Raw genomic sequence first — 17678 nt, forward strand, 5'->3', positions numbered from 1 at the left:
GTTCATAACAGTCCCCTGCGCTCGCAGATGGCGATGAGGTTGGCGCGGTTGCGCGCGCCGAGTTTGTCGCACGCGCGTTTGAGGTACGTGGCGATGGTGTATCGGCTGAGCGAGAGCGCTTGCGAGATGGCGTCGGTTTCCATGCCGTCGGCGAGCATGCGGATGATTTGCAGTTCGCGCGTCGACGGCATGGTTGTCACAGAATCGGCAACGGTCGCGACCGGTGACGTTGCACCGATCCGACCTGTCGTCGTACCGTTGTTCGTCACATCGATGGCCGCTCCGCTGTCGGTCGTATCGACGTCATGGAAGACGACGCTGGCGACCGGCGAAAGGCTGGCCTTGCCGTGCGCGGCGTGCAGGATGGCGTTGCGCATGCCCGGCAGGTCGGTTTTTGACACGATGGCCTGTGCGCCGGCGCGTGCGGCCTGCGCCGCATAGGTGCGCAGCGTGAATGACGTGATACACACCAGTCCTACGCCCAGTCCGGCCTTGCGGATGCGTCGGCAGACTTCGGTACCGGGCAACGGTTCCATCGACATGTCGATCAACAGTACGTCCGGCCGGCTGTGCGGGTCGCGGCACAGGTCGATGGCGTGAGCGCCGTCATCGCTCGTCCACGTCACGCCGATGCCGTCCATGTGGTCCAGCAGCGCTCGCAATGCGCCGAGGGTGAGCGCGTCGTTGTCGACTACGCCCACCGCGATCGGCGCCTTGGTTCCGTTCGTCTGCATGCCTCCATTATCGACCGTCGTATCGCATACGCACGTTGCGTCCCCCACGGAGGGACAGAGCTGGATTCCGAAATTCGTTGCCCGTACGGTGAAGCCAGTTTCCGCCCGGCGTCATGGTCGGCGGGAGGTCATAGAAGTCGTTTCGTGTGAAGGGAGGCATTATGCATCGCAGACTGTTGGTGGTGTCGTCCGTGCTGATGTGCGCGTTGGCCGTGTTCGTGGCGTGGGTGCTGTGCGATCTGCATGACCGTTCCCTGCCGCAGGAGTTGCACCCGTCCGCAATGGTCACCGTGACGTTGCCCGACGGCATGGATGACGCCGACGCATTGCGCCAGCTGACCGAGCGGAATAGGAAGCTCGGTTTGGGATTGGTGAAGATCGTGCCGGATATGGAGCACGGCACCGACGCGCAGGTGTTCGTACCACTGCCCGGCACCATGTTGCAGAGCATGGAACCGGGGATGTCGATTCGCCGGTTCGGCAGTCTGCCCGACGGCAAGGTCGCCGGATCGGATCGTCTGAACAGTGCGTCGGCCGGAGGCCAGTATCTGATATGCGGACGATGGGACGATTCCGCTCGCCACGGACTGGATGATTGGGCGACGAGCACGGGCGTGCGGTTGGAACACGGCGACGATGATCTGACCGGTGATCTGCGCATGCTGCTGGGCCAGTCGAGTTTTCGCGTTACCGTCGGTGCCGCGGTGGCGTTGACGGCCGTGCTGGTGTTGTTCTGGCTGTCGTTCAAGGCGCGTTCGCGAGCGCTGCGCGTGTTGACCGGGGTGCCGGCGTGGAAGATTCAGTACGATGACGCGGTCGGTCTGATGCTGCCGATGCTGGCGGTCGCCGTGATCGTGGACGCGGCGGCCGCGCTGGGCGTGTTCGTGTCGCGTGGCGGGGTGTTCGTCCCGTATCTGCTGCGAGTGACGCTGTTGCTGGAGGTGATGGTTTTCGTTTGCCTGTTGGCGTTCGCGCTAGTGTTGTCGGCCGCCTGTTGGCCGTCCGTGCGCATGATCGCCGACCGGCAACCTGTGCCGCGGGGACTGTTGCGGGCGAGCGTGCTGGTCAAGGCGGTGGTGTTCGTCGCGGTATTGGCCGTGATCGCCCCTTCGATGCTTTCGTTTCGTGAGGCGTCCGACGCGGCGCGTGAGCAGTCCGTATGGCAGCGGTTGCGCGATCAGGTGTCCGTGTCCATCACGTTCGGCCCCGACCAAACCGATATGGACGCGAAGGCCGCCGCTTTGGTTCATGCGATGGAGCGGCAGGGCAAGGCCGCATTGTCGTACACGTTCACGGATGGGCCGGAGCACCGGATCACGGCGGATACGCCGGTGACTGGTCTGGTGACCCGTTCCTGGCTCGATCTGGTCAGCATCGATCCCGATGTCACGGCCGGCATCACGCCGGTGGATGCTGGACGGCTGGATACGCAGGCGCGACAGGTCGTCGACCAGTTCGCCACATGGGCCAAGGATGACGCGCAGGCCAGACGACTGCATGCTGAATCACGGTATTACGTGGCGGACGGCGTGACCGTGCCGATGCTCAAGGGTGGTTCCGATGAGATGCTGTTCTCCCCGCATGCGACGATCATCGTCGTACCGGACTTGAACGGGTTTTCCGATTCCGGGTTTCTCACGCCCGCGCTCTCTTCGCGCAACATCGTCCTGACCGGACTCGACGACACGCGCCGGCAAGTCGCGCAGGTCGGGTTGGATGCTGCGGTGTCGGTGCGGTACATCGCCGAGGCGCAGATCCTACGCGCGCAGTTCTCCGCGTACTTCGCATGGATGCAGGCCGCCGCGATCATTCTGCTGCTGGTCGCGTTCGCGATGGTTGCCCTCGTTGGCGCCGACGTGCGCGCCATCCTGCGCGCCGGTCATGACTATCCCCTGCTGCTGACCGGATATGCGCCCGGCTGTCTCGCGGCACCGACGATCCTCGCGGAAACCCTGTTCGCGCTGGCCTCGGCCGGCGTCGTCTCCATCATTCTCGCCACGCAACAATCGGACGGCGTATCGATCACCCTGCTCGTCGCCGCGCTCGCCGCACTGTTCTCCGCCGTCTGCCATCGTGCGGCCACAGCCAGCCGGTTCCGCGCGATCAACGACCGCACGTTATAGCAATATCACCAAGGAGCATGATCATGACCACCATCACCTGCCGGAATCTCGCGACCGGCATCAACGGGCACGTCATCACCGGCGACATCAACCTCGACATCGCGCCCGGCACGATGACCGCGCTGACCGGGCCGAGCGGCTGCGGCAAGACGACGCTCCTGCACACCATCGGCCTCTTGCAGATCCCGGCGGCCGGCACGCTGGCCATCGACGGCGTCGACGCGACCGGTTGGAGCCAGCGGCAGCGTCGCCGGTTCTGGCGGGACAAGGCCGCGTTCATCCTGCAGGACTACGGCATCATGGACGAGGAGACCGTCGGTTTCAACGTCAGCATGCGGCTCAACAGTCTCGGACTGGCGGTCGGCGGCGACCGGCGACGCATCCGCAACGCCCTGCGTTTGACCGGTCTCGCCTCCCGCGCCGAAGAAACCGCATCGCACCTCAGCGGAGGCGAGAAACAGCGTCTCGGCATCGCCCGCGCCATCTATAAGAACGCGTCCGTGATCCTCGCCGACGAACCCACCGCCTCGCTCGACGCCGGCAACCGAGCCAACATCATTCGGCTTCTTCGCGAACGCGCCACGCAGGGCGCGGCCATCGTCCTCGCCACCCACGATCCCGTGCTCGTCGACGCCTGCGACCGCGTCTATCAGGTCACTCCGTCTTCATAACTGCATCTCGTCTCAAGCCCTCTCTCCGAGGGAAGCTGTCAGCGCAGCTGACTGAGCACAAGCCCGAACCGAGCCGCATCCCCGACAGCACCCCACTGCCACCGCCATTCACCACACACAGGAGCATCCATCATGACCATCGCATCCCGTCCCCGCACCATCGTCATCGCCGTGGCGGCCGCATTCCTCACCGGCATACTCATCGCCGCGACATTGACCGTCACCGGAACGGTCACGTTCCATCACGCCGACAGCGTCCCCTGCAACAGTCTCACCTCCTACGAGTCGGTGCAAACCGCACTCCGTGACGAAGCCGACATCATCGCACGCATCAGGCACGTCGGCGACGACGTGAACGTCACACCCATCACCGCCGACTGCCCGGATTCGGCCGAACGACTCGGCTACCTGCGCGTCACCTACGCCACCGACGGCGAACGCGACGCCATCCAACACATCCTCGGCGATGAGGGACTCGGCGTATACGTCGCCCTCGGCAAGCGGTGATCACAGGATCGCACAATATCCCACAGTCAGAACAGGCTGGGCGTGTGAGGTTGCAGCAATGGTCGGATCAGCGTGCGACCGTCGTCCGTCGGACCGAACGCGGCGACTTCGTGGAAGGCGAGTTTGCGGGACAGTCCGATGCCGCCCTGCTGCATGTCCGTGATCAACGATGCTCCGTTGACCGAACGATCGAGCCACGCGGCGGTCAGATCATGCGGCACGAGCAGCGGCATGCGGTCATGGACCGTGGCCGGGCCGTCCACGGCCCCACAGGTGAGAATCGTCGCGGTCAGCAACCACGGCGCCGAACCCTGCGGGGCACGCCACCATGAGAACAGTCCGGCCAGGAACAGCGGCGCGTCGTTCGGCGCGTGGAAATAGTACGGTCGGCGGCCGTGGTATTCGTAATATCCGGAAACGGGGATGATCGCGCGCATGGACTTGGCCGACTCGGCGAACGTGGGCTTGACGCACGCCGATTCGACGCGTGCGTTGTACGTGAGATACGACAGTTCCCTGCCGGTGCTCCATGTCGGGATCAGCGACCAGTAGGCGCCGGTCAGATGACGCCGGCCGTCCCTCCCCTGCGCCACGATGCCGATGGTCTGCTTGGGACGGAGATTATAGGAAGGCGCCGGAAGCGCGGCGGGATCCGTCTCATCCTTGTCCACGTCGAACCGAGCCCCGATCGCATCCCAGTCCAAGTCGGCCGCAAAGCATCTGCACATGGCGCCAGCGTATCACCCGGCGATCCGCATGCCGGTTCCGCGCGGCTGCTTCAACTGTCCCCGTCGATCGGAACGGCCGCACATCGCCGACCGGCACGGCTCAGTCGAGCCGGTTCGCGTCGATGACCCGGTCGTCCAGAAACCAGTAGTCATGCGGGTCGCCGCGCAACGCGCTGAACGGCACCGGCTCCACGCCCGCGGCGGCGGCCTTGTCGAGCAGGTAGCGTCGCACGATCCACGGGTATTCGAGCACGCCGGACCGCAGTTCGACGATGCGTTCGATAGTCGAGCCGGGCACGCCGAAATCGGCGCCGATCCGCTCCGCGGTCAACCCCAGCAACGCCATGTTCTCGCGGAACTCTCGAATGGTCGCCGCGCGCTGTTCGCCCGTCAAAGACATGCCGCACTCCCCTTGTCGCATAACCCATCAAAATCGAAATTCTCCAAGATCCACGATAGCCGCCCGCGACATTCGCCGCGCGCTCAGCCGGCAGCGGAATGCGCTCGCGTCCGGAAGGCCCGACGCGTGACAATGATGGGGACGTGCAACGCGGGTGCGACGAGGACGGCGGCATGCCGGACGACCGCCCGCGGCGCGTCGCAACAATCCCGTACGACGGATATGTACGGATATGTCAGGTACGCAGGAAAGGACGGCATCATGGCCGATCAGCGTGTGAAGGTTGGCAACAGCGATCTGGAGGTGTTCCCGCTGGTTCTGGGCGGCAACACGTTCGGTTGGACGAGCGACGAGGCGACCAGCCGCAAGGTGCTCGACGAATACGTCGAGGCCGGCGGCAACTTCATCGACACCGCCGACGTGTACTCGGCGTGGGCGCCGGGCAACGCGGGAGGCGAGTCCGAGATCATCCTCGGCCGCTGGCTGGCCGTGCGGTCCAACCGCGACCAGGTGGTCGTCGCCACGAAGGTGAGCGAACATCCGCAGTACAAGGGCCTCTCGCATGACAATGTGATCGCCGCGGCGAACGAATCGCTGCTGCGCCTCGGCGTCGACGCGATCGACCTGTACTACGCGCACTTCGACGACAAGAACACGCCGCTCGAGGAGACCGCCGCCGCGTTCGACGAGCTGGTCAAGGCCGGCAAGATCCGCGCGATCGGACTGTCGAACTACACGGCCGACCGCATCGAGGAATGGTTCCGCATCGCCCGCGAGCACGGCTACGCGCTGCCGGTCGCGTTGGAACCGCACTACAATCTCGTGGCCCGCGGCAACTACGAGCGCACGCTTGCACCGGTCGCCGCACGCGAGAACCTCGCCGTGTTCCCGTACTTCTCGCTGGCCGCCGGATTCCTGACCGGCAAGTACCGTTCCGCCTCCGACGCGGAAGGCAAGGCGCGTCAGGGCATGGTCGCCAACTATCTGACCGCCGACGGGTTCGCGCTCATCGACGCGCTCGACGCGGTGGCCAAGGCGCACGGCACGGCGATCGCGACGGTCGCGCTGGCGTGGCTGCGTCACCGTCCGCAGGTCGTCGGTCCGATCGCGTCCGCCCGCACGCCCGAACAGCTGCCGGCGCTGCTCGACTCGGTCTCGCTCGACCTGACCGCCGACGAGATCGCCGCGCTCGACAAGGCGTCCGAGCCGTTCACCAAGTAACGGTTGACGATACGGATGGTTATTGAGGGCTGATGCTGGTTGTAGCCGGCATCAGCCCTCAACGTGTTTGTGCGACGTTGTGCCGTGTCCGCGATTCGGCTTGACATGGGACTTCGCCGTGAGTCGGGTCGATTCGATCTTCCACACGGTGACGCTGTTCACCTGCGCGTCGGTGAATTCGACATGCGGCATATGCGCCTGATGCGCCATGAGCAGTTGCAGTCCGTGCCGGCGTTCGCCGAGATCATCCACGATCGAGGCGACGCCGTTGCCGACGATCGACGTGAACGCCTCGCCCCAGTTGCAGGTCGTGCGTCCCTCGATCACCTCGCAGTCGGTGCGCATGGCGAACGACACGGGCAGACGGTTGCCTGTCGCGCGGATCGCGTCGAGCTTGCGTCCGCGCAGGGCCGAGTGCATCCACAGCGTAAGGACGCCGGTCTCCGGATCATAGTCGTATCCGAAGTTCAGCGGCACGATCGTCAGTCCCTCGGCGTCGACGTACGCAACATCGACGATATCGCACCGACTGATGATCTCACCGATCTGTTCATGGTCGACGATCTCTCGATCCGCCCGCCGCATACGGCGGTGTGCGCCGGCGATCGTGCGCTCGTCGTCCCGTCGTTTCGGCCGATGCACGCCGTCGTCAGTTGGGTTACCGCTGTTTTCCATGCTCATGTTTGAAGTTCTCCTGCGTTCGTTCGTGACCGATAGAAGGCATGCTATACCGTCGCCCCACTGTTCAGAGGAATCAGCTTCATCGGCATCCACCATGAACTGGTGCGTAGGAATCAGATATACTCGATTTTCTTCCGTTTTTCAGTGCGGGAATCAGATATATCTGATTTTTCGCGTATCAGAGTTGCCCCTCCCCATTCAACTGGTGAGGCCTTGTGCAGGTTGTATTCGGGTGGCGTTGCGTGCGGGGATGACCGCGGCGAGCAGTGCCGCAATGAGGATGACGGGTATGAGTGCGCCGATCTGTGTCCACGGCAGCTGCGTGGTGAATTGGTTGGTCATGCCGCCGATCTGGGCTTTGACGCCGGCGATGCCGAGCGGCAATCCGACGAGCAGTCCGACAAGCGTGCCGACGATGGTCAATGTCAGCGCTTCGATGACAATTTCCGTGCGGATAACGCCGCCGTTCGTGGCGTTTGGGCCGGTCACGGCCACGGACGGCGAAACCGCGATACGCACAGCCCGGCAGGCCAAACCGGACGTGATCCTCATGGACGTGCGCATGCCCGGACTCGACGGCATCCAGACCACGCGCGCCATCATTCACGATCTGCCGGAAACGCGCATCATCGGGCTGACTTCATACGACACCGATGCCTACGCGATTGCCATGCTCGATGCCGGAGCCAGCGGATTCCTCCTCAAAAGCAGCAACGCCGAACGGTTCTTCGACGCCATCCGCGCCGCAGTCTCGGGCAACACCGTCATGGACGCCACCACCATGAGCCGTCTCAACCGGCGTCTCGCCGCCGGTTCCGTCCAGACGTCGGCGCCGGTGACGGCATCCGCGGACGATGGCGAGACCTCGGATAGCGGGAACGACGATCTCCCTGATTTCACCGGCCGGGAACACAACATCCTTGCCCGCATCGTTCAAGGCGATTCCAACGAGCAGATCGCCGCGAGCTTGGGCGTCAGCGTGTCCACCGTCAAAACCCACATCGGCAATATCCTCAGGAAAACCGGCCAAACCAACCGCGTGTGCCTCATCGTCTGGGCCGCACAGCATTCAATGGCCGGTATCCAATCCAACTGGATAGCTAGATAAAGAGAACCCCCAGTGCATCACGGCTGAGTCGAAGACCGTCCGGAGAGGCCCATTGGGGGAATTCATGACGAATGATAATAAGCCATAATCCGATAGTCAATGCGACAGAGGTCCGTGGCTGGGTTCGTTTGCTCGCTGCATTGGTTATTTCGCTGCCGCTCTTTCCTGTCCCGAGTGGCTGGATCTTGTCATTGTTTCTACATGCCGACTATGGTGTCCGATATGTCCGATATCGCCGAAATGTCTGGTCTGAGGTAGGCTGGGCATAAGGTTTCAGGAAAGGAATGGCCATGACCACATTCGAGGCAATTCCCATTTCCCAGATCGACAAGGGATCCGCATACATCACCACGGGCGACGGCAAGGCATACCCGTTGGACGCGGAGGAGCTGCGTCACGCGTTCGCGGCCATCGTGCGCGACGATCCAACCGAAATGATCACCACCGGTGAGGCCGCCCGGATTCTCGGCGTATCGGCGAAGACCGTCGCCCGCATGCTTGACTCCGGCGAGATTCCGTTCGTCCGCTACGGCGCGAAAGGCAACCGCATGGTTTCCCGCGCGCAGGTCGTCGCCTACCGCGACAAGTCGAAATCCCACAGCCATGAGGCGTTGGAAACCATGCGCGAGGCCGCCTGCCAAGGCGGATTGGACGACATCGACTACTCGGCCTATCTGGCTCGGTACAGCTGAAAAACGGGAGGAATTTGAGTTGGTAGTCGCTTTTCTCGACGCGAACATCTTCCCGCACACATGGCTGACGGATGCGCTGCTCACGTTTGCCGACCATCACCTGTTCGACCCCGAGTACAGAGAACGCCCAGCACAGCCGGCCGGTACATGACGTAGAAGTCCGTCATATCGGACTGTGACGTCGGCATTGCTATGGCATATGCCAACGCGGTAAACAGGGTGCCAATCCAGGAGACAACCAACGTCGCAACCGTAACACGTCGCAACCGGCGCTGGTCCAGACACGTTTTGCGCAGACCATAAAGCAGCACAAAAACGCACACCGAAACCAATACGTAGAACAGCAGTCCATATGTGGGCGGCATGTCAATAATCAGCAGATAACCCATAATGTTTCCCCGGATCGAGCGACAAACCGATACAACCATTAGAAGTGCCCTACCCCATCACCAGCAACATCATGTCAAGCGACCGCATGACAGCAAATCTCAATGGCGGTCAATCGATTAGACCATCAGATATACAATTTGGCTCATAACCCTAGATACGCGGAGACCGGGTCCCGTGAATCACGGGAGCACCGGTCTCAACTTCCATATCCCCGCAGGGCTGGCTCTGGGAACCATTTTATATCAGCCTGCTGACGTGATGCGGGATGTCAACTACCGACGACATGCGCGTCTGGATGCCGCCGCATAACTCATGATCAGGGAGGCAAACAGCCATACGAACAGTACCATCGTTCCGGCAAGTGGGTGACCCGTAGTCATCGCATGTATCGCCGCCGTATAGAACAGTCCGTTTGTGGTGGGCATCAGGTAGACGATGAACGGTTTAAGCAGTAAGGGCACGAACACGTAGACGGATAGGCCAAGCAGCACGCTCCTTGCGAACAGAGACAGCGACAGCGCTGTGATGCCGTTCATCGCCGCCAACAACAGGTATTGGAATGTAAGACGACCGGTATCGCCGATCCCATAGATGATTCCATTGCCAGCGGTGCTCAGCGCAGTCAAGAACAGTCCGGCGATGAGAATGATCGCGCCCTTCCCCATCATCAGGGCACAGGCCGCGCGGCGACGGGAACCTGTGATGAGTGTCGCCATCATTGTTTCGCCCGACCTGATCTCGATGTTCGCAAGAACTGCGGCGATGATTACTGTTGCCTGCGACGCAAGTGTCACGCTGCTTGCATCGTTCAATGGATTGTTCCCGGACGAGTCCATGCTGATCGGCATCAACGCGACCGTGTATACGACGATCACCCAGCACACGGCCGCCAGACATGCAATTTGCAGAGGTCGTGCTGTCGCATCCTTGTAGAGCAGAGTCCTAATCATATGCAGACCGTCTCTTATGCCTTCAGTGTCCGCAAAGAACGTCCACGTACGATCACGGCCGCACAAAGAGCTATGATCAGCCAGCAGACCATGACGATTACGGAAGCGCCCATTGAAGGATCGCCCGTCTCGTCGACTCTTCCGAACGCGAAGCTTTTGCCGCCGATCATCGGTAGCAGCACGTCCGCGTGGATTATCTTCAGTGCACCGGACAGTGAGACGATGAGCAGCAGGAAGATCGTGACCAAGGCCGGCACGTCGCGTTTCGTGGCTATGGCTGCGATGTAGCCGATCAGTCCCATGACCACGGCGAACACTGTGACACGCAACGGCGTCGTGATGACGGTCTCGGTGAGGAACATGGGCCGTAAAGCGGGATTCAATGTCGCGACGAGTATCACTGCGTTCAATAGTGACGACAGCAGTGATACGCCGGCGCAGTAGATCACGGTCGCAAGTACGTCCCCGATTACGAACGTCCGGGGTCGGTTGATTAGCAGTCGCAGTTGTCGTTCGTCGCCCGAGCGGAAACCTGCTGCGACGTTCAACGCCACGATGATCGGGATGAGGATGATTGAGGTCTGGTAGGGTGAAGCGAGCACGGCGTCGGACACGATATGCGCCGGATTCGGGTCCAGGGAATCAGTCGATCGTACGGTGCCGTCCGCGGCGATGGACACCGTCGAGGAGATCGTCTGCACGTCCAGGACCGCGAACAACGCGGTGAACGCCAGCACAGCGAATACCGACCAATAGAACTGCCGGTTCGCGCAGTACCGCACCAGCGAGCAGGACACATACCGGGGTGAAACATTCGTTCCCATGATGGTCACTCCTTCACCACGCTGAAGTATGCCTGTTCCAGGCTGCCGTAACCGTCGAGGAGTGTGTCGATGTTGTCATCGAGCACCTTCCGCCCGTTCGACAGGCCCACGACGTGGTCGGCCACCAGTTCCGGTTCGGCCATGTAATGGCTGGAGACGAGGACGGTCCTGTGATCCGAGGCGTAGTCCTTGATGAAGTCGCGTACCCATTTGATGCCTTCCGGGTCGAGACCGTTCAACGGCTCGTCCAGAATGAGATACGGAGCGTCGGTCAGTATCGCGGTCGCGATGCCCAACCGTTGCCTCATGCCGAGCGAATAGGTTTTGAATGTCTGGTTGCGCGCCTCATACAGACCCACGAGCCGCAGACATTCGTCGCACCGGGAGAACGGGATGCCGGCACCCAGTGCGATCCAATGCAGATGGTTGAGTCCCGTCCGTGATGGATACGGCGTCAACCCGTTGATGAACGAACTAACGGCCATAAGTGGATTGGGACCTAATTCGTTGTACCGTTTGCCGTCGAACGCGGCCATTCCGTTACTGGCTGATTCCAAACCGAGCAGGATGTGCAGCAAGGTCGATTTACCGGCGCCGTTCGGCCCGATCAACGCCGTAACCTCGCCCGGTTCAGCTCGGAATGACACGTCACTCAACGCACGCTTGCCGCCATAATTTTTTGACAAACCAGAAATCTCAATCACCGCAGTTCTCCTCTGACAGACGATTTCAAAATCACTGCCGCTCATTAAAGAACCGCCGCCATTCTCCATGCAACGTCATGTCAAGCGATCGCATGACAGCGGTGCTGTTTCATGCCGGAGAACGAATGGCCGCCGGCGGTACAGTGGATGTCATGGGACTTGGCAACGAGCTGGACGCGGCGGGCGTGATCCGCATTGGTGTGTTGGATAATGATCCGTTCGCGTTGGATGCGATGTGTGCGATGATCTCGGCCATGTCCCGGGATTTCCGCGTCATGTGGGGCACGGGTTCGCCGGCTGTGGCGATCGAACACTGCCACAACGCGCATACGCGGCCGGACGTGCTCGTGTTAGATATGGCGTTGGGCGGCATCACGGGCGCGGACGTGTGCCGGCGCATCCGCCGCAGAACGAGCAAGGTGGGCGTCATCTGCGTCACCTCGTATTCGACGGATGTCTACCGGGATGAGGCTATTGCGGCCGGCGCGCAGGGATTGCTTGCCAAGGAACGGCTCAAAACCGACATTGACGAAGCGGTGCGGCGGGCGGCTCTCGGCATGCCGACTGCGGCTCAGGTCGAGGCGGGCTTCCGTGACGCGGCATCGGCGCACGCGGCATTGTCCGGCACGGTGCCGGCGAAGATGTCCGAGGACATGAAGGACTCATTGTCCGCACGTGAGAAGGACATCCTGCGCCTGTACGCGCAACGTTTGACCACCGATGAGATCGCGGCCCGGCTGGGCATTACTAAGGGCAGCGTGTTCACGTATGTGCATCGCGCGGCCGACAAGCTCGGCGTGACCAGCCGCAGGGAGGTGCTGGAGGCATGCGCCCGATACGACCTGCTGCAATCCGATTCATTGGACGAGCCGGTTCGGACGACGATCATCCGGTCATCGCTGTTGCCTGCGTGCTGCTGGCTGCGGCCCTCATCGCGGAATACATGGCCCGGGCCACGACGGATGTTTCCTCAGCGGCGAGTGTACAGCATCTTGTCTTGGTTCTGGTGATGCTCGTCGGTCTGATCGGCGGCATGTTCCGTCCGCGATGGTTCCTGTGGGCGGCGCTTGTGGCCGGTGAGATGCTCATGCTGGCGATGCCGATGATCACGCCGCTGGCCGTCATCATCGCCTGCACCGGGTTCCTCGCCTATTTGGATACTTGGTCGGGTGCTATCGCCACCGGTATGCTGCTCATCTCCACCACGTTCGGCGTCGAACCCAGCAGTGGTCGTCTGCTGGTGGCCACATTGCAGAACCTCGCGTTCTATTGCTTCCCGCTATTGACCGGCCTGTTGCTGCACATGATGCGGCAACGTGACCATGACTCGTATCTGCTGCGCCGCCAGCAGGAACGCGAGGACACGGCCCGCAGTCTGCATGACACCATCAGCAATGATCTCGCCTATCTCATTCTGCGCATCGACCACGCCGAAACCAATGGCATGCCCGCCGGCGAGCAGGAATACCGGCGGCAGCTCCGGGAGCTACGCGCCGCGGCCGATCGCGCCATGACCCACACGCATGCGGTCATCGACTCGCTGGAGACACGGCCGGCACGGCAGCCGCAGTCGGAACCGTCGGAAGCACAGGACGGGACACCTGCGCCGATTCCAGCCGGCGATCTCGTATCCGCGCAACAGGGAGAACTGCAATCCTTGATCGACGACGAGGAGACGAGACTCGAATCGCTCGGTTTCACCGGCGACAATCTGCTCGGCGAACTCCGCCAGCCACTCCCGCCCGACAGGATGCGGCTGCTCACGGGCCTGCTGGCCGAACTGTACGCGAACATCGCCAAGCATGCCGACCCGGCCGAATGGTACGCCATCTCCATCAGCTTCGACGCAAACGACATCCGTATCTCCGTCAGCGACACCGGCACCGAGCATGACGAAAAGCTTGGATTGGGTAGCGGTCTCGACCGTTACCGCACCATCATCGAAACCGCCGGCGGCGGCTTCGCCATCCGCACGGAACAGCGACACTGGCAACTGGACGTCTGCATCCCGAGCAGGCCATGAAAACCATCGGCAGGTTCAGCAGCTCGGATTACAGAAGCGCAATCACCAGAGCGATGGCCGCCAAGCCTGCCGCTACGCCAATCCCCACAGCAAGGAAGGAGTTTGATTTCGCATCGCCTTTCAGAGCCGCAAGCAGGGCCATGACCAGCAATAGCACTCCGACTTCTCGACAAAGCAAACTCAGGACGTCTCCCGGTATCGCGAACGTGAGAGCTTGCAATGCTATGGATGCGCACACCAGGATCACGACCAGCCGTCTGACGCCGCCGTTTTGCACCGACATGTTATGAGTGGCTTTATCCATTGCGATCACTTCCCTTCCTTGGGACTCGGTTTCGTCGCTATATCTATTCAATCCGGGAACGGCCGACCGTTACAACATGTTGTCAAGCAATCGCATGACAACGGTCTCGAACGTTGCCGCATCATCATCGAAACCGCCGCCGGCACATCACAGTTGGATGGTGTCGTCGCAGGCGTTGGCGACGTGGTCGGAGTGGGTGGCGATGATGACGACGCCGCCGTTTTCGGCCATGTCGCGCAGGGTGTGGACGACCATGTCGGCGTTGTCGTGGTCGAGGGCGCCGGTGGGTTCGTCGGCGAGGATGACGCCGGGCCGTTTGACGATGAGTCGCGCCAACGCGACGCGCTGCTGTTCGCCGCCGGAGAGCCGGTAGACGGGGTCGTGCTCGCGCCCATTGAGTCCGACGCGGTCCAATGCCCGGCTGATTCGGTCTTGCCTGTCCTGCCTGTTGGCTGTGCCGTGCATTGCCACGTCGAGGTTCTGTTCGATGTCGGCGTTGTCGATCAGCGCGTAGTCCTGGAACAGGTAGCCCAGGGTGCGTTTGCGGAACAGTCTGGCATGGCGCGGGTTCATGGCCGTCAGGTCGTCCGGCCCGCATTTCAGGGTTCCGGCGGTGGCGTGGTCGAGCAGGCCGATGATGTTCAGCAACGTCGATTTGCCCGAGCCGGATGGGCCGGTCAATGCGATCATCTGTCCCGGTTCGATGCGGAACGTGAGGTCGTGCCACAGTGTTCGTTTCCCGAAGGTCTTCCCGAGTCCGATGGCGATGATGGGTGCGCCGGGCAGGCAGTGGTGGTCGTGCATGGTTATTCCTCTCTGGAGTGGTTGGCGGCGAGGATGCGCTCGTAGCGTGCGGTCGCCAGCAGGTAGATGAGCATGTTCACGATGGTGACGGCAGCGATGAACGCAGGCTGCCATCCGCCTAGCAGGTAGATGTCAGTGACGTTCTGGGCACCTGTGGCGATGCCGGTGCGCAGCCGGCTTTGGATGATCTGGCATACCGAGTAGAGGATCGGGGCGAGGGCCAGCATGGTTTCCATGGTGATCGCGAGCCGGTGGGTTGCCGGGAAGCTCCAGCCGTGCACGTAGCGGGCGAAGATGCGTTGGGCGCCGCCGCGCACATGCGTCTGGGCGGCGGCGATGGCCGAGGCGATGAGGATGGCGACGGCGACGAGCACGTTCATCAGGTGGATGCGCAGGTTCGCTTGGAGCTTCGCGAAGTCCGCGGCCGCCTTCGCGCTGACGCTGCTCACGGCGTAGATGAACGGCTGCAGTCCGGCCTCGCGCAGCGAGACGAGCGCCTGGTCCGGGTCGGTGAGCATGGCGTTGCCCGCGGAAGCGTAGGCCGTGTAGTCGTCGGACGAGAATATTCCGGTGTCGGAATCCACGCCGACGAGCACCGCGTCATGGAACAGGGTCTTCTGGTTCGGCATGTTCTGCTGCCCGTAGCCGAACAGGGACTGGCCGGGCTTGCCCGTCAGCACGGTGATCCGGGGCGTCGCGACGCCATGCATCTGGCCCTGCGAGCCGATGAACGCCCGTACGACGTTCTCGATCCGCTTGCGTTGGTCCTGTTTCGAGGCGGGTATCACCACCAGCACCCCCTGGTTGGGCACTCGTGTGATCCGCCGGCCCGAGGCGTCCTGCACCGTCTGCGCGTGCAGATAGTTCGAGTTCACCACCAGCACGTCCCCGGACAGGGAAGCCGCGCCGTCCATAGGCGAGCCCGTCTGGTTCGCGACGGCGGAAAACTGCTCCAGCGTGTATCCCTCCTCGGCGAGGATCATCCTGCCTTGTCGTTCCTGCGAGATCAGCCATTGGCCCGTCGCGGCCGCATACCGGTCCTGCTCATCCGAGGAAAGCCGGGGGTTGAGTCTGATGGCGCTGGCTTGGCCCGCCGTGGCCCATGCCCGTTGTGCTTCGGCCTGGTCCAAGGCCTGGCCCGCGGCCGTCCCCGCGTAGGTGACCGCCCAGACGGCCAGGATCACGGCGGGCACGCGCACGCAGTAGACCAGCCCGGACGCCAAACGCGCCGGCAGGCGTCCCTTGAGCGCGGCCAGCAGCGACGAACGGGACGCCACCATAAACCCGATGAGATACGCCACGACGATCACCATGAGGAACACGGCGAACACGCCGGCCGCCAACGCCAATGCCGCGCCCATATGCGACGCATGGTTGTACAGGGCCAGGAATCCCATGAACCCCAGCAGCACGACCAGGGTCGCGGCCAAGGCCTGACGGATGTTGGCGCGGACGTCACGAGCGATGACGCTCCAGTCGGAGTTGCCCTGCAGACGCTGCACGGCATACCCTTTGACGTTCATCAACGCGAACATGCCCGCCAGCATCGCGCACAGCAGGACCGTCACCGCGAAGCTCACCCCCAGCGGCTGGTTGCTCAGCCACTGCGCGTACGAGGCCGTGTAGTCGGTCTTGACGTCCACCTCGTACCCGTCCGTGCGGAACCGCTCGGCGAACGCCCGGGTCGCGGCCGGATCACCGTACACGTAGTAGCTGCCGCGCGGGTCCTGCCCCGAGAGCCGGGAGAACGACGATACCGTCGTGGTCATCGAACGGGTGAATCCCGGATACCCGTCGGCCAGCCAACGGACCGGCTCCCCCGACCGGTTCCCGACGGCCACATACAGCGTGCGCGACCCGCCCGGGTCCTTGACATCCTCCACCAATTTGACGATGTCGGCTCCCATGTCGCCGGCCGTCCGTTCGACTCCCGCGATGGTCGACGAACTGGGCGCGGACGGCGTCGACCCCGACACCTGCACCGTGCCCCGCACACCCAACGGCGCCACGGCATCCAACCCGCTGAGCATCACGAACGAACCGACAGCGGCGACCAGCACCGCCACCAACACCGCAAGCTGAATGGTCCTGCCTCGCATCATGGCCTCCTTGTCATGCCGCGCGGCGCAGTTCCAGCACCCGGTCGCATTGCTGCGCGATGCCGGTGTCGTGGGTCACGACGATCAGCGTCTTGCCATACTCGTGCTGCAGGGCGAGCATCTCGTCGAAGACGTGCTGGGCGAGCGTGTGATCGAGCGCCCCGGTCGGCTCGTCGGCGAGGAGCACGTCGCCGGGTTTGAGGATGCACCGGGCGAGGGCGACGCGCTGCTGTTCGCCGCCGGACAGGGTCGCAACCTTGTCGTCGATGACGTTGCCGAGACCGAGCCGCGTGAGCATGGCCTTGGCCTTGCGCTGCTTGACCTGCTTGCTGCCGGGCATGAACGCCATGCCGAGCATGACGTTGCCGAGCGCGCTCAGATCGTTGATGAGCGCATACGACTGGAACAGGTAGTTGATCGTCGTGCGGCGCAGCATGGTCGCCTTGCCGCTGTTGATGTCCGGCAGCCGCTGGCCGTCGAGCGTGACCGTGCCGCCGGTGGGCGAGTCCAACAGTCCGATGATGTTGAGCAGCGTCGATTTGCCCGAACCGGACGGGCCGATGATGGCCAGGCTGCCGCCGGTCGGCACAGTGAAGGACAGGTGCTGCAATATGGTGCGGCTGCCGTAGGTCTTGCATAGATCGTTGACGATGATGCTCGTGGACATGGGAGGCTCCTTATAGAAACGCTGGTTGGAAAACAATGACTGATTGAC

Annotated in this window: 21 protein-coding genes; 8 read left to right on the top strand and 13 right to left on the bottom strand. The window is 62.6% G+C overall.

Annotated elements, in window-relative coordinates:
* Positions 1-2 precede the first annotated feature (2 nt).
* Positions 3-734: a response regulator transcription factor gene (locus KIH79_RS06270; RefSeq protein ID WP_219058629.1), complete on the bottom strand. Its 732-nt coding sequence runs from the start codon at positions 732-734 to the stop codon at positions 3-5.
* A 161-nt stretch (positions 735-895) separates the two neighbouring features.
* Here KIH79_RS06270 and KIH79_RS06275 point away from each other — a divergent pair, with 161 nt between their 5' ends.
* The 3 genes from KIH79_RS06275 (at position 896) to KIH79_RS06285 (ending at position 4035) form a co-directional block, all read left to right on the top strand.
* Positions 896-2857, top strand: coding sequence for a hypothetical protein (locus tag KIH79_RS06275; RefSeq protein WP_219058630.1), 1962 nt, complete (start codon positions 896-898; stop codon positions 2855-2857).
* A gap of 23 nt (positions 2858-2880) precedes the next feature.
* On the top strand, positions 2881-3528 hold the full coding sequence (locus KIH79_RS06280; RefSeq protein ID WP_219058631.1) for an ABC transporter ATP-binding protein: 648 nt from the start codon (positions 2881-2883) through the stop codon (positions 3526-3528).
* A 132-nt stretch (positions 3529-3660) separates the two neighbouring features.
* Positions 3661-4035 (top strand): hypothetical protein, encoded by a 375-nt coding sequence (locus tag KIH79_RS06285; protein ID WP_219058632.1) that lies wholly within the window; start codon positions 3661-3663, stop codon positions 4033-4035.
* 26 nt (positions 4036-4061) lie between these two features.
* On the opposite strand, the gene KIH79_RS06290 is transcribed toward KIH79_RS06285, so the two are convergent.
* Both KIH79_RS06290 and KIH79_RS06295 read right to left on the bottom strand, forming a co-directional pair.
* On the bottom strand, positions 4062-4763 hold the full coding sequence (locus tag KIH79_RS06290; protein WP_219058633.1) for an SOS response-associated peptidase: 702 nt from the start codon (positions 4761-4763) through the stop codon (positions 4062-4064).
* Between the two features lie 100 nt (positions 4764-4863).
* Positions 4864-5163 (bottom strand): DUF2316 family protein, encoded by a 300-nt coding sequence (locus KIH79_RS06295; RefSeq protein ID WP_219058634.1) that lies wholly within the window; start codon positions 5161-5163, stop codon positions 4864-4866.
* Between the two features lie 261 nt (positions 5164-5424).
* On the opposite strand from KIH79_RS06295, the gene KIH79_RS06300 reads away from it, so the two are divergent.
* Positions 5425-6384 carry an aldo/keto reductase gene (locus KIH79_RS06300; protein WP_219058635.1) on the top strand — a complete coding sequence of 320 codons (960 nt, stop codon included), beginning with the start codon at positions 5425-5427 and terminating at the stop codon, positions 6382-6384.
* A 51-nt stretch (positions 6385-6435) separates the two neighbouring features.
* Here KIH79_RS06300 and KIH79_RS06305 read toward each other — a convergent pair whose 3' ends face one another.
* Together KIH79_RS06305 and KIH79_RS13215 are read right to left on the bottom strand one after the other, a co-directional pair.
* A complete protein-coding gene (locus tag KIH79_RS06305; RefSeq protein ID WP_219058636.1) occupies positions 6436-7065 on the bottom strand; it encodes a pyridoxamine 5'-phosphate oxidase family protein in 630 nt (209 codons plus the stop codon).
* Between the two features lie 198 nt (positions 7066-7263).
* Positions 7264-7617, bottom strand: coding sequence for an FtsX-like permease family protein (locus tag KIH79_RS13215; RefSeq protein ID WP_420829361.1), 354 nt, complete (start codon positions 7615-7617; stop codon positions 7264-7266).
* On the opposite strand from KIH79_RS13215, the gene KIH79_RS06315 reads away from it, so the two are divergent.
* Positions 7502-8173, top strand: coding sequence for a response regulator (locus KIH79_RS06315; protein WP_420829362.1), 672 nt, complete (start codon positions 7502-7504; stop codon positions 8171-8173). The two genes, KIH79_RS13215 and KIH79_RS06315, sit on opposite strands and share 116 nt — an antisense overlap.
* A gap of 290 nt (positions 8174-8463) precedes the next feature.
* Positions 8464-8865: a helix-turn-helix domain-containing protein gene (locus tag KIH79_RS06320; RefSeq protein ID WP_219058639.1), complete on the top strand. Its 402-nt coding sequence runs from the start codon at positions 8464-8466 to the stop codon at positions 8863-8865.
* Positions 8866-8945: 80 nt separating this feature from the next.
* Here KIH79_RS06320 and KIH79_RS06325 read toward each other — a convergent pair whose 3' ends face one another.
* The 4 genes from KIH79_RS06325 to KIH79_RS06340 all read right to left on the bottom strand — a co-directional run bounded on the left by KIH79_RS06325 (position 8946) and on the right by KIH79_RS06340 (position 11802).
* Positions 8946-9254 carry a hypothetical protein gene (locus KIH79_RS06325; RefSeq protein WP_219058640.1) on the bottom strand — a complete coding sequence of 103 codons (309 nt, stop codon included), beginning with the start codon at positions 9252-9254 and terminating at the stop codon, positions 8946-8948.
* Between the two features lie 273 nt (positions 9255-9527).
* Positions 9528-10205 carry a hypothetical protein gene (locus KIH79_RS06330; protein ID WP_219058641.1) on the bottom strand — a complete coding sequence of 226 codons (678 nt, stop codon included), beginning with the start codon at positions 10203-10205 and terminating at the stop codon, positions 9528-9530.
* Positions 10206-10219: 14 nt separating this feature from the next.
* Positions 10220-11029 carry a hypothetical protein gene (locus KIH79_RS06335; protein ID WP_219058642.1) on the bottom strand — a complete coding sequence of 270 codons (810 nt, stop codon included), beginning with the start codon at positions 11027-11029 and terminating at the stop codon, positions 10220-10222.
* A 5-nt stretch (positions 11030-11034) separates the two neighbouring features.
* Positions 11035-11802 carry an ABC transporter ATP-binding protein gene (locus KIH79_RS06340; protein WP_236023662.1) on the bottom strand — a complete coding sequence of 256 codons (768 nt, stop codon included), beginning with the start codon at positions 11800-11802 and terminating at the stop codon, positions 11035-11037.
* Positions 11803-11885: 83 nt separating this feature from the next.
* On the opposite strand from KIH79_RS06340, the gene KIH79_RS06345 reads away from it, so the two are divergent.
* Together KIH79_RS06345 and KIH79_RS06350 are read left to right on the top strand one after the other, a co-directional pair.
* Complete coding sequence (locus tag KIH79_RS06345) at positions 11886-12743, top strand: response regulator (RefSeq protein WP_219058643.1); 858 nt, start codon at positions 11886-11888, stop codon at positions 12741-12743.
* The gene (locus KIH79_RS06350) at positions 12740-13756 is read left to right on the top strand and encodes a sensor histidine kinase (RefSeq protein WP_338023126.1); all 1017 of its coding nucleotides are present in this window, start codon (positions 12740-12742) and stop codon (positions 13754-13756) included. The genes KIH79_RS06345 and KIH79_RS06350 overlap by 4 nt, the downstream gene beginning before the upstream one ends.
* Before the next feature lie 28 nt (positions 13757-13784).
* On the opposite strand, the gene KIH79_RS06355 is transcribed toward KIH79_RS06350, so the two are convergent.
* From KIH79_RS06355 to KIH79_RS06370, 4 genes are all read right to left on the bottom strand, one after another.
* Positions 13785-14069, bottom strand: coding sequence for a hypothetical protein (locus KIH79_RS06355; protein ID WP_219058673.1), 285 nt, complete (start codon positions 14067-14069; stop codon positions 13785-13787).
* Between the two features lie 138 nt (positions 14070-14207).
* The gene (locus KIH79_RS06360; RefSeq protein ID WP_219058644.1) at positions 14208-14864 is read right to left on the bottom strand and encodes an ATP-binding cassette domain-containing protein; all 657 of its coding nucleotides are present in this window, start codon (positions 14862-14864) and stop codon (positions 14208-14210) included.
* A gap of 2 nt (positions 14865-14866) precedes the next feature.
* Entirely contained in the window at positions 14867-16966 is a 2100-nt protein-coding gene (locus KIH79_RS06365; protein WP_219058645.1) for a hypothetical protein, read from the bottom strand.
* 10 nt (positions 16967-16976) lie between these two features.
* On the bottom strand, positions 16977-17630 hold the full coding sequence (locus KIH79_RS06370) for an ABC transporter ATP-binding protein (RefSeq protein ID WP_219058646.1): 654 nt from the start codon (positions 17628-17630) through the stop codon (positions 16977-16979).
* Positions 17631-17678 lie beyond the last annotated feature (48 nt).

Origin of the sequence: Bifidobacterium miconis, assembly GCF_019331735.1 — a bacterium.
Taxonomy (GTDB): domain Bacteria; phylum Actinomycetota; class Actinomycetes; order Actinomycetales; family Bifidobacteriaceae; genus Bifidobacterium; species Bifidobacterium miconis.

Coding starts and splice junctions, on each gene's coding strand:
- KIH79_RS06295 (WP_219058634.1), bottom strand. CDS start 5,163: ATGTCTTTGACGGGCGAACAGCGCGCGGCGACCATTCGAGAGTTCCGC.
- KIH79_RS06320 (WP_219058639.1), top strand. CDS start 8,464: ATGACCACATTCGAGGCAATTCCCATTTCCCAGATCGACAAGGGATCC.
- KIH79_RS06335 (WP_219058642.1), bottom strand. CDS start 11,029: ATGGGAACGAATGTTTCACCCCGGTATGTGTCCTGCTCGCTGGTGCGG.
- KIH79_RS06360 (WP_219058644.1), bottom strand. CDS start 14,864: ATGCACGACCACCACTGCCTGCCCGGCGCACCCATCATCGCCATCGGA.
- KIH79_RS06285 (WP_219058632.1), top strand. CDS start 3,661: ATGACCATCGCATCCCGTCCCCGCACCATCGTCATCGCCGTGGCGGCC.
- KIH79_RS06315 (WP_420829362.1), top strand. CDS start 7,502: ATGACAATTTCCGTGCGGATAACGCCGCCGTTCGTGGCGTTTGGGCCG.
- KIH79_RS06365 (WP_219058645.1), bottom strand. CDS start 16,966: ATGATGCGAGGCAGGACCATTCAGCTTGCGGTGTTGGTGGCGGTGCTG.
- KIH79_RS06290 (WP_219058633.1), bottom strand. CDS start 4,763: ATGTGCAGATGCTTTGCGGCCGACTTGGACTGGGATGCGATCGGGGCT.
- KIH79_RS06325 (WP_219058640.1), bottom strand. CDS start 9,254: ATGGGTTATCTGCTGATTATTGACATGCCGCCCACATATGGACTGCTG.
- KIH79_RS06280 (WP_219058631.1), top strand. CDS start 2,881: ATGACCACCATCACCTGCCGGAATCTCGCGACCGGCATCAACGGGCAC.
- KIH79_RS06305 (WP_219058636.1), bottom strand. CDS start 7,065: ATGAGCATGGAAAACAGCGGTAACCCAACTGACGACGGCGTGCATCGG.
- KIH79_RS06275 (WP_219058630.1), top strand. CDS start 896: ATGCATCGCAGACTGTTGGTGGTGTCGTCCGTGCTGATGTGCGCGTTG.
- KIH79_RS06300 (WP_219058635.1), top strand. CDS start 5,425: ATGGCCGATCAGCGTGTGAAGGTTGGCAACAGCGATCTGGAGGTGTTC.
- KIH79_RS06340 (WP_236023662.1), bottom strand. CDS start 11,802: ATGGAGAATGGCGGCGGTTCTTTAATGAGCGGCAGTGATTTTGAAATC.
- KIH79_RS06330 (WP_219058641.1), bottom strand. CDS start 10,205: ATGATTAGGACTCTGCTCTACAAGGATGCGACAGCACGACCTCTGCAA.
- KIH79_RS06345 (WP_219058643.1), top strand. CDS start 11,886: ATGGGACTTGGCAACGAGCTGGACGCGGCGGGCGTGATCCGCATTGGT.
- KIH79_RS06370 (WP_219058646.1), bottom strand. CDS start 17,630: ATGTCCACGAGCATCATCGTCAACGATCTATGCAAGACCTACGGCAGC.
- KIH79_RS06270 (WP_219058629.1), bottom strand. CDS start 734: ATGCAGACGAACGGAACCAAGGCGCCGATCGCGGTGGGCGTAGTCGAC.
- KIH79_RS13215 (WP_420829361.1), bottom strand. CDS start 7,617: ATGAGGATCACGTCCGGTTTGGCCTGCCGGGCTGTGCGTATCGCGGTT.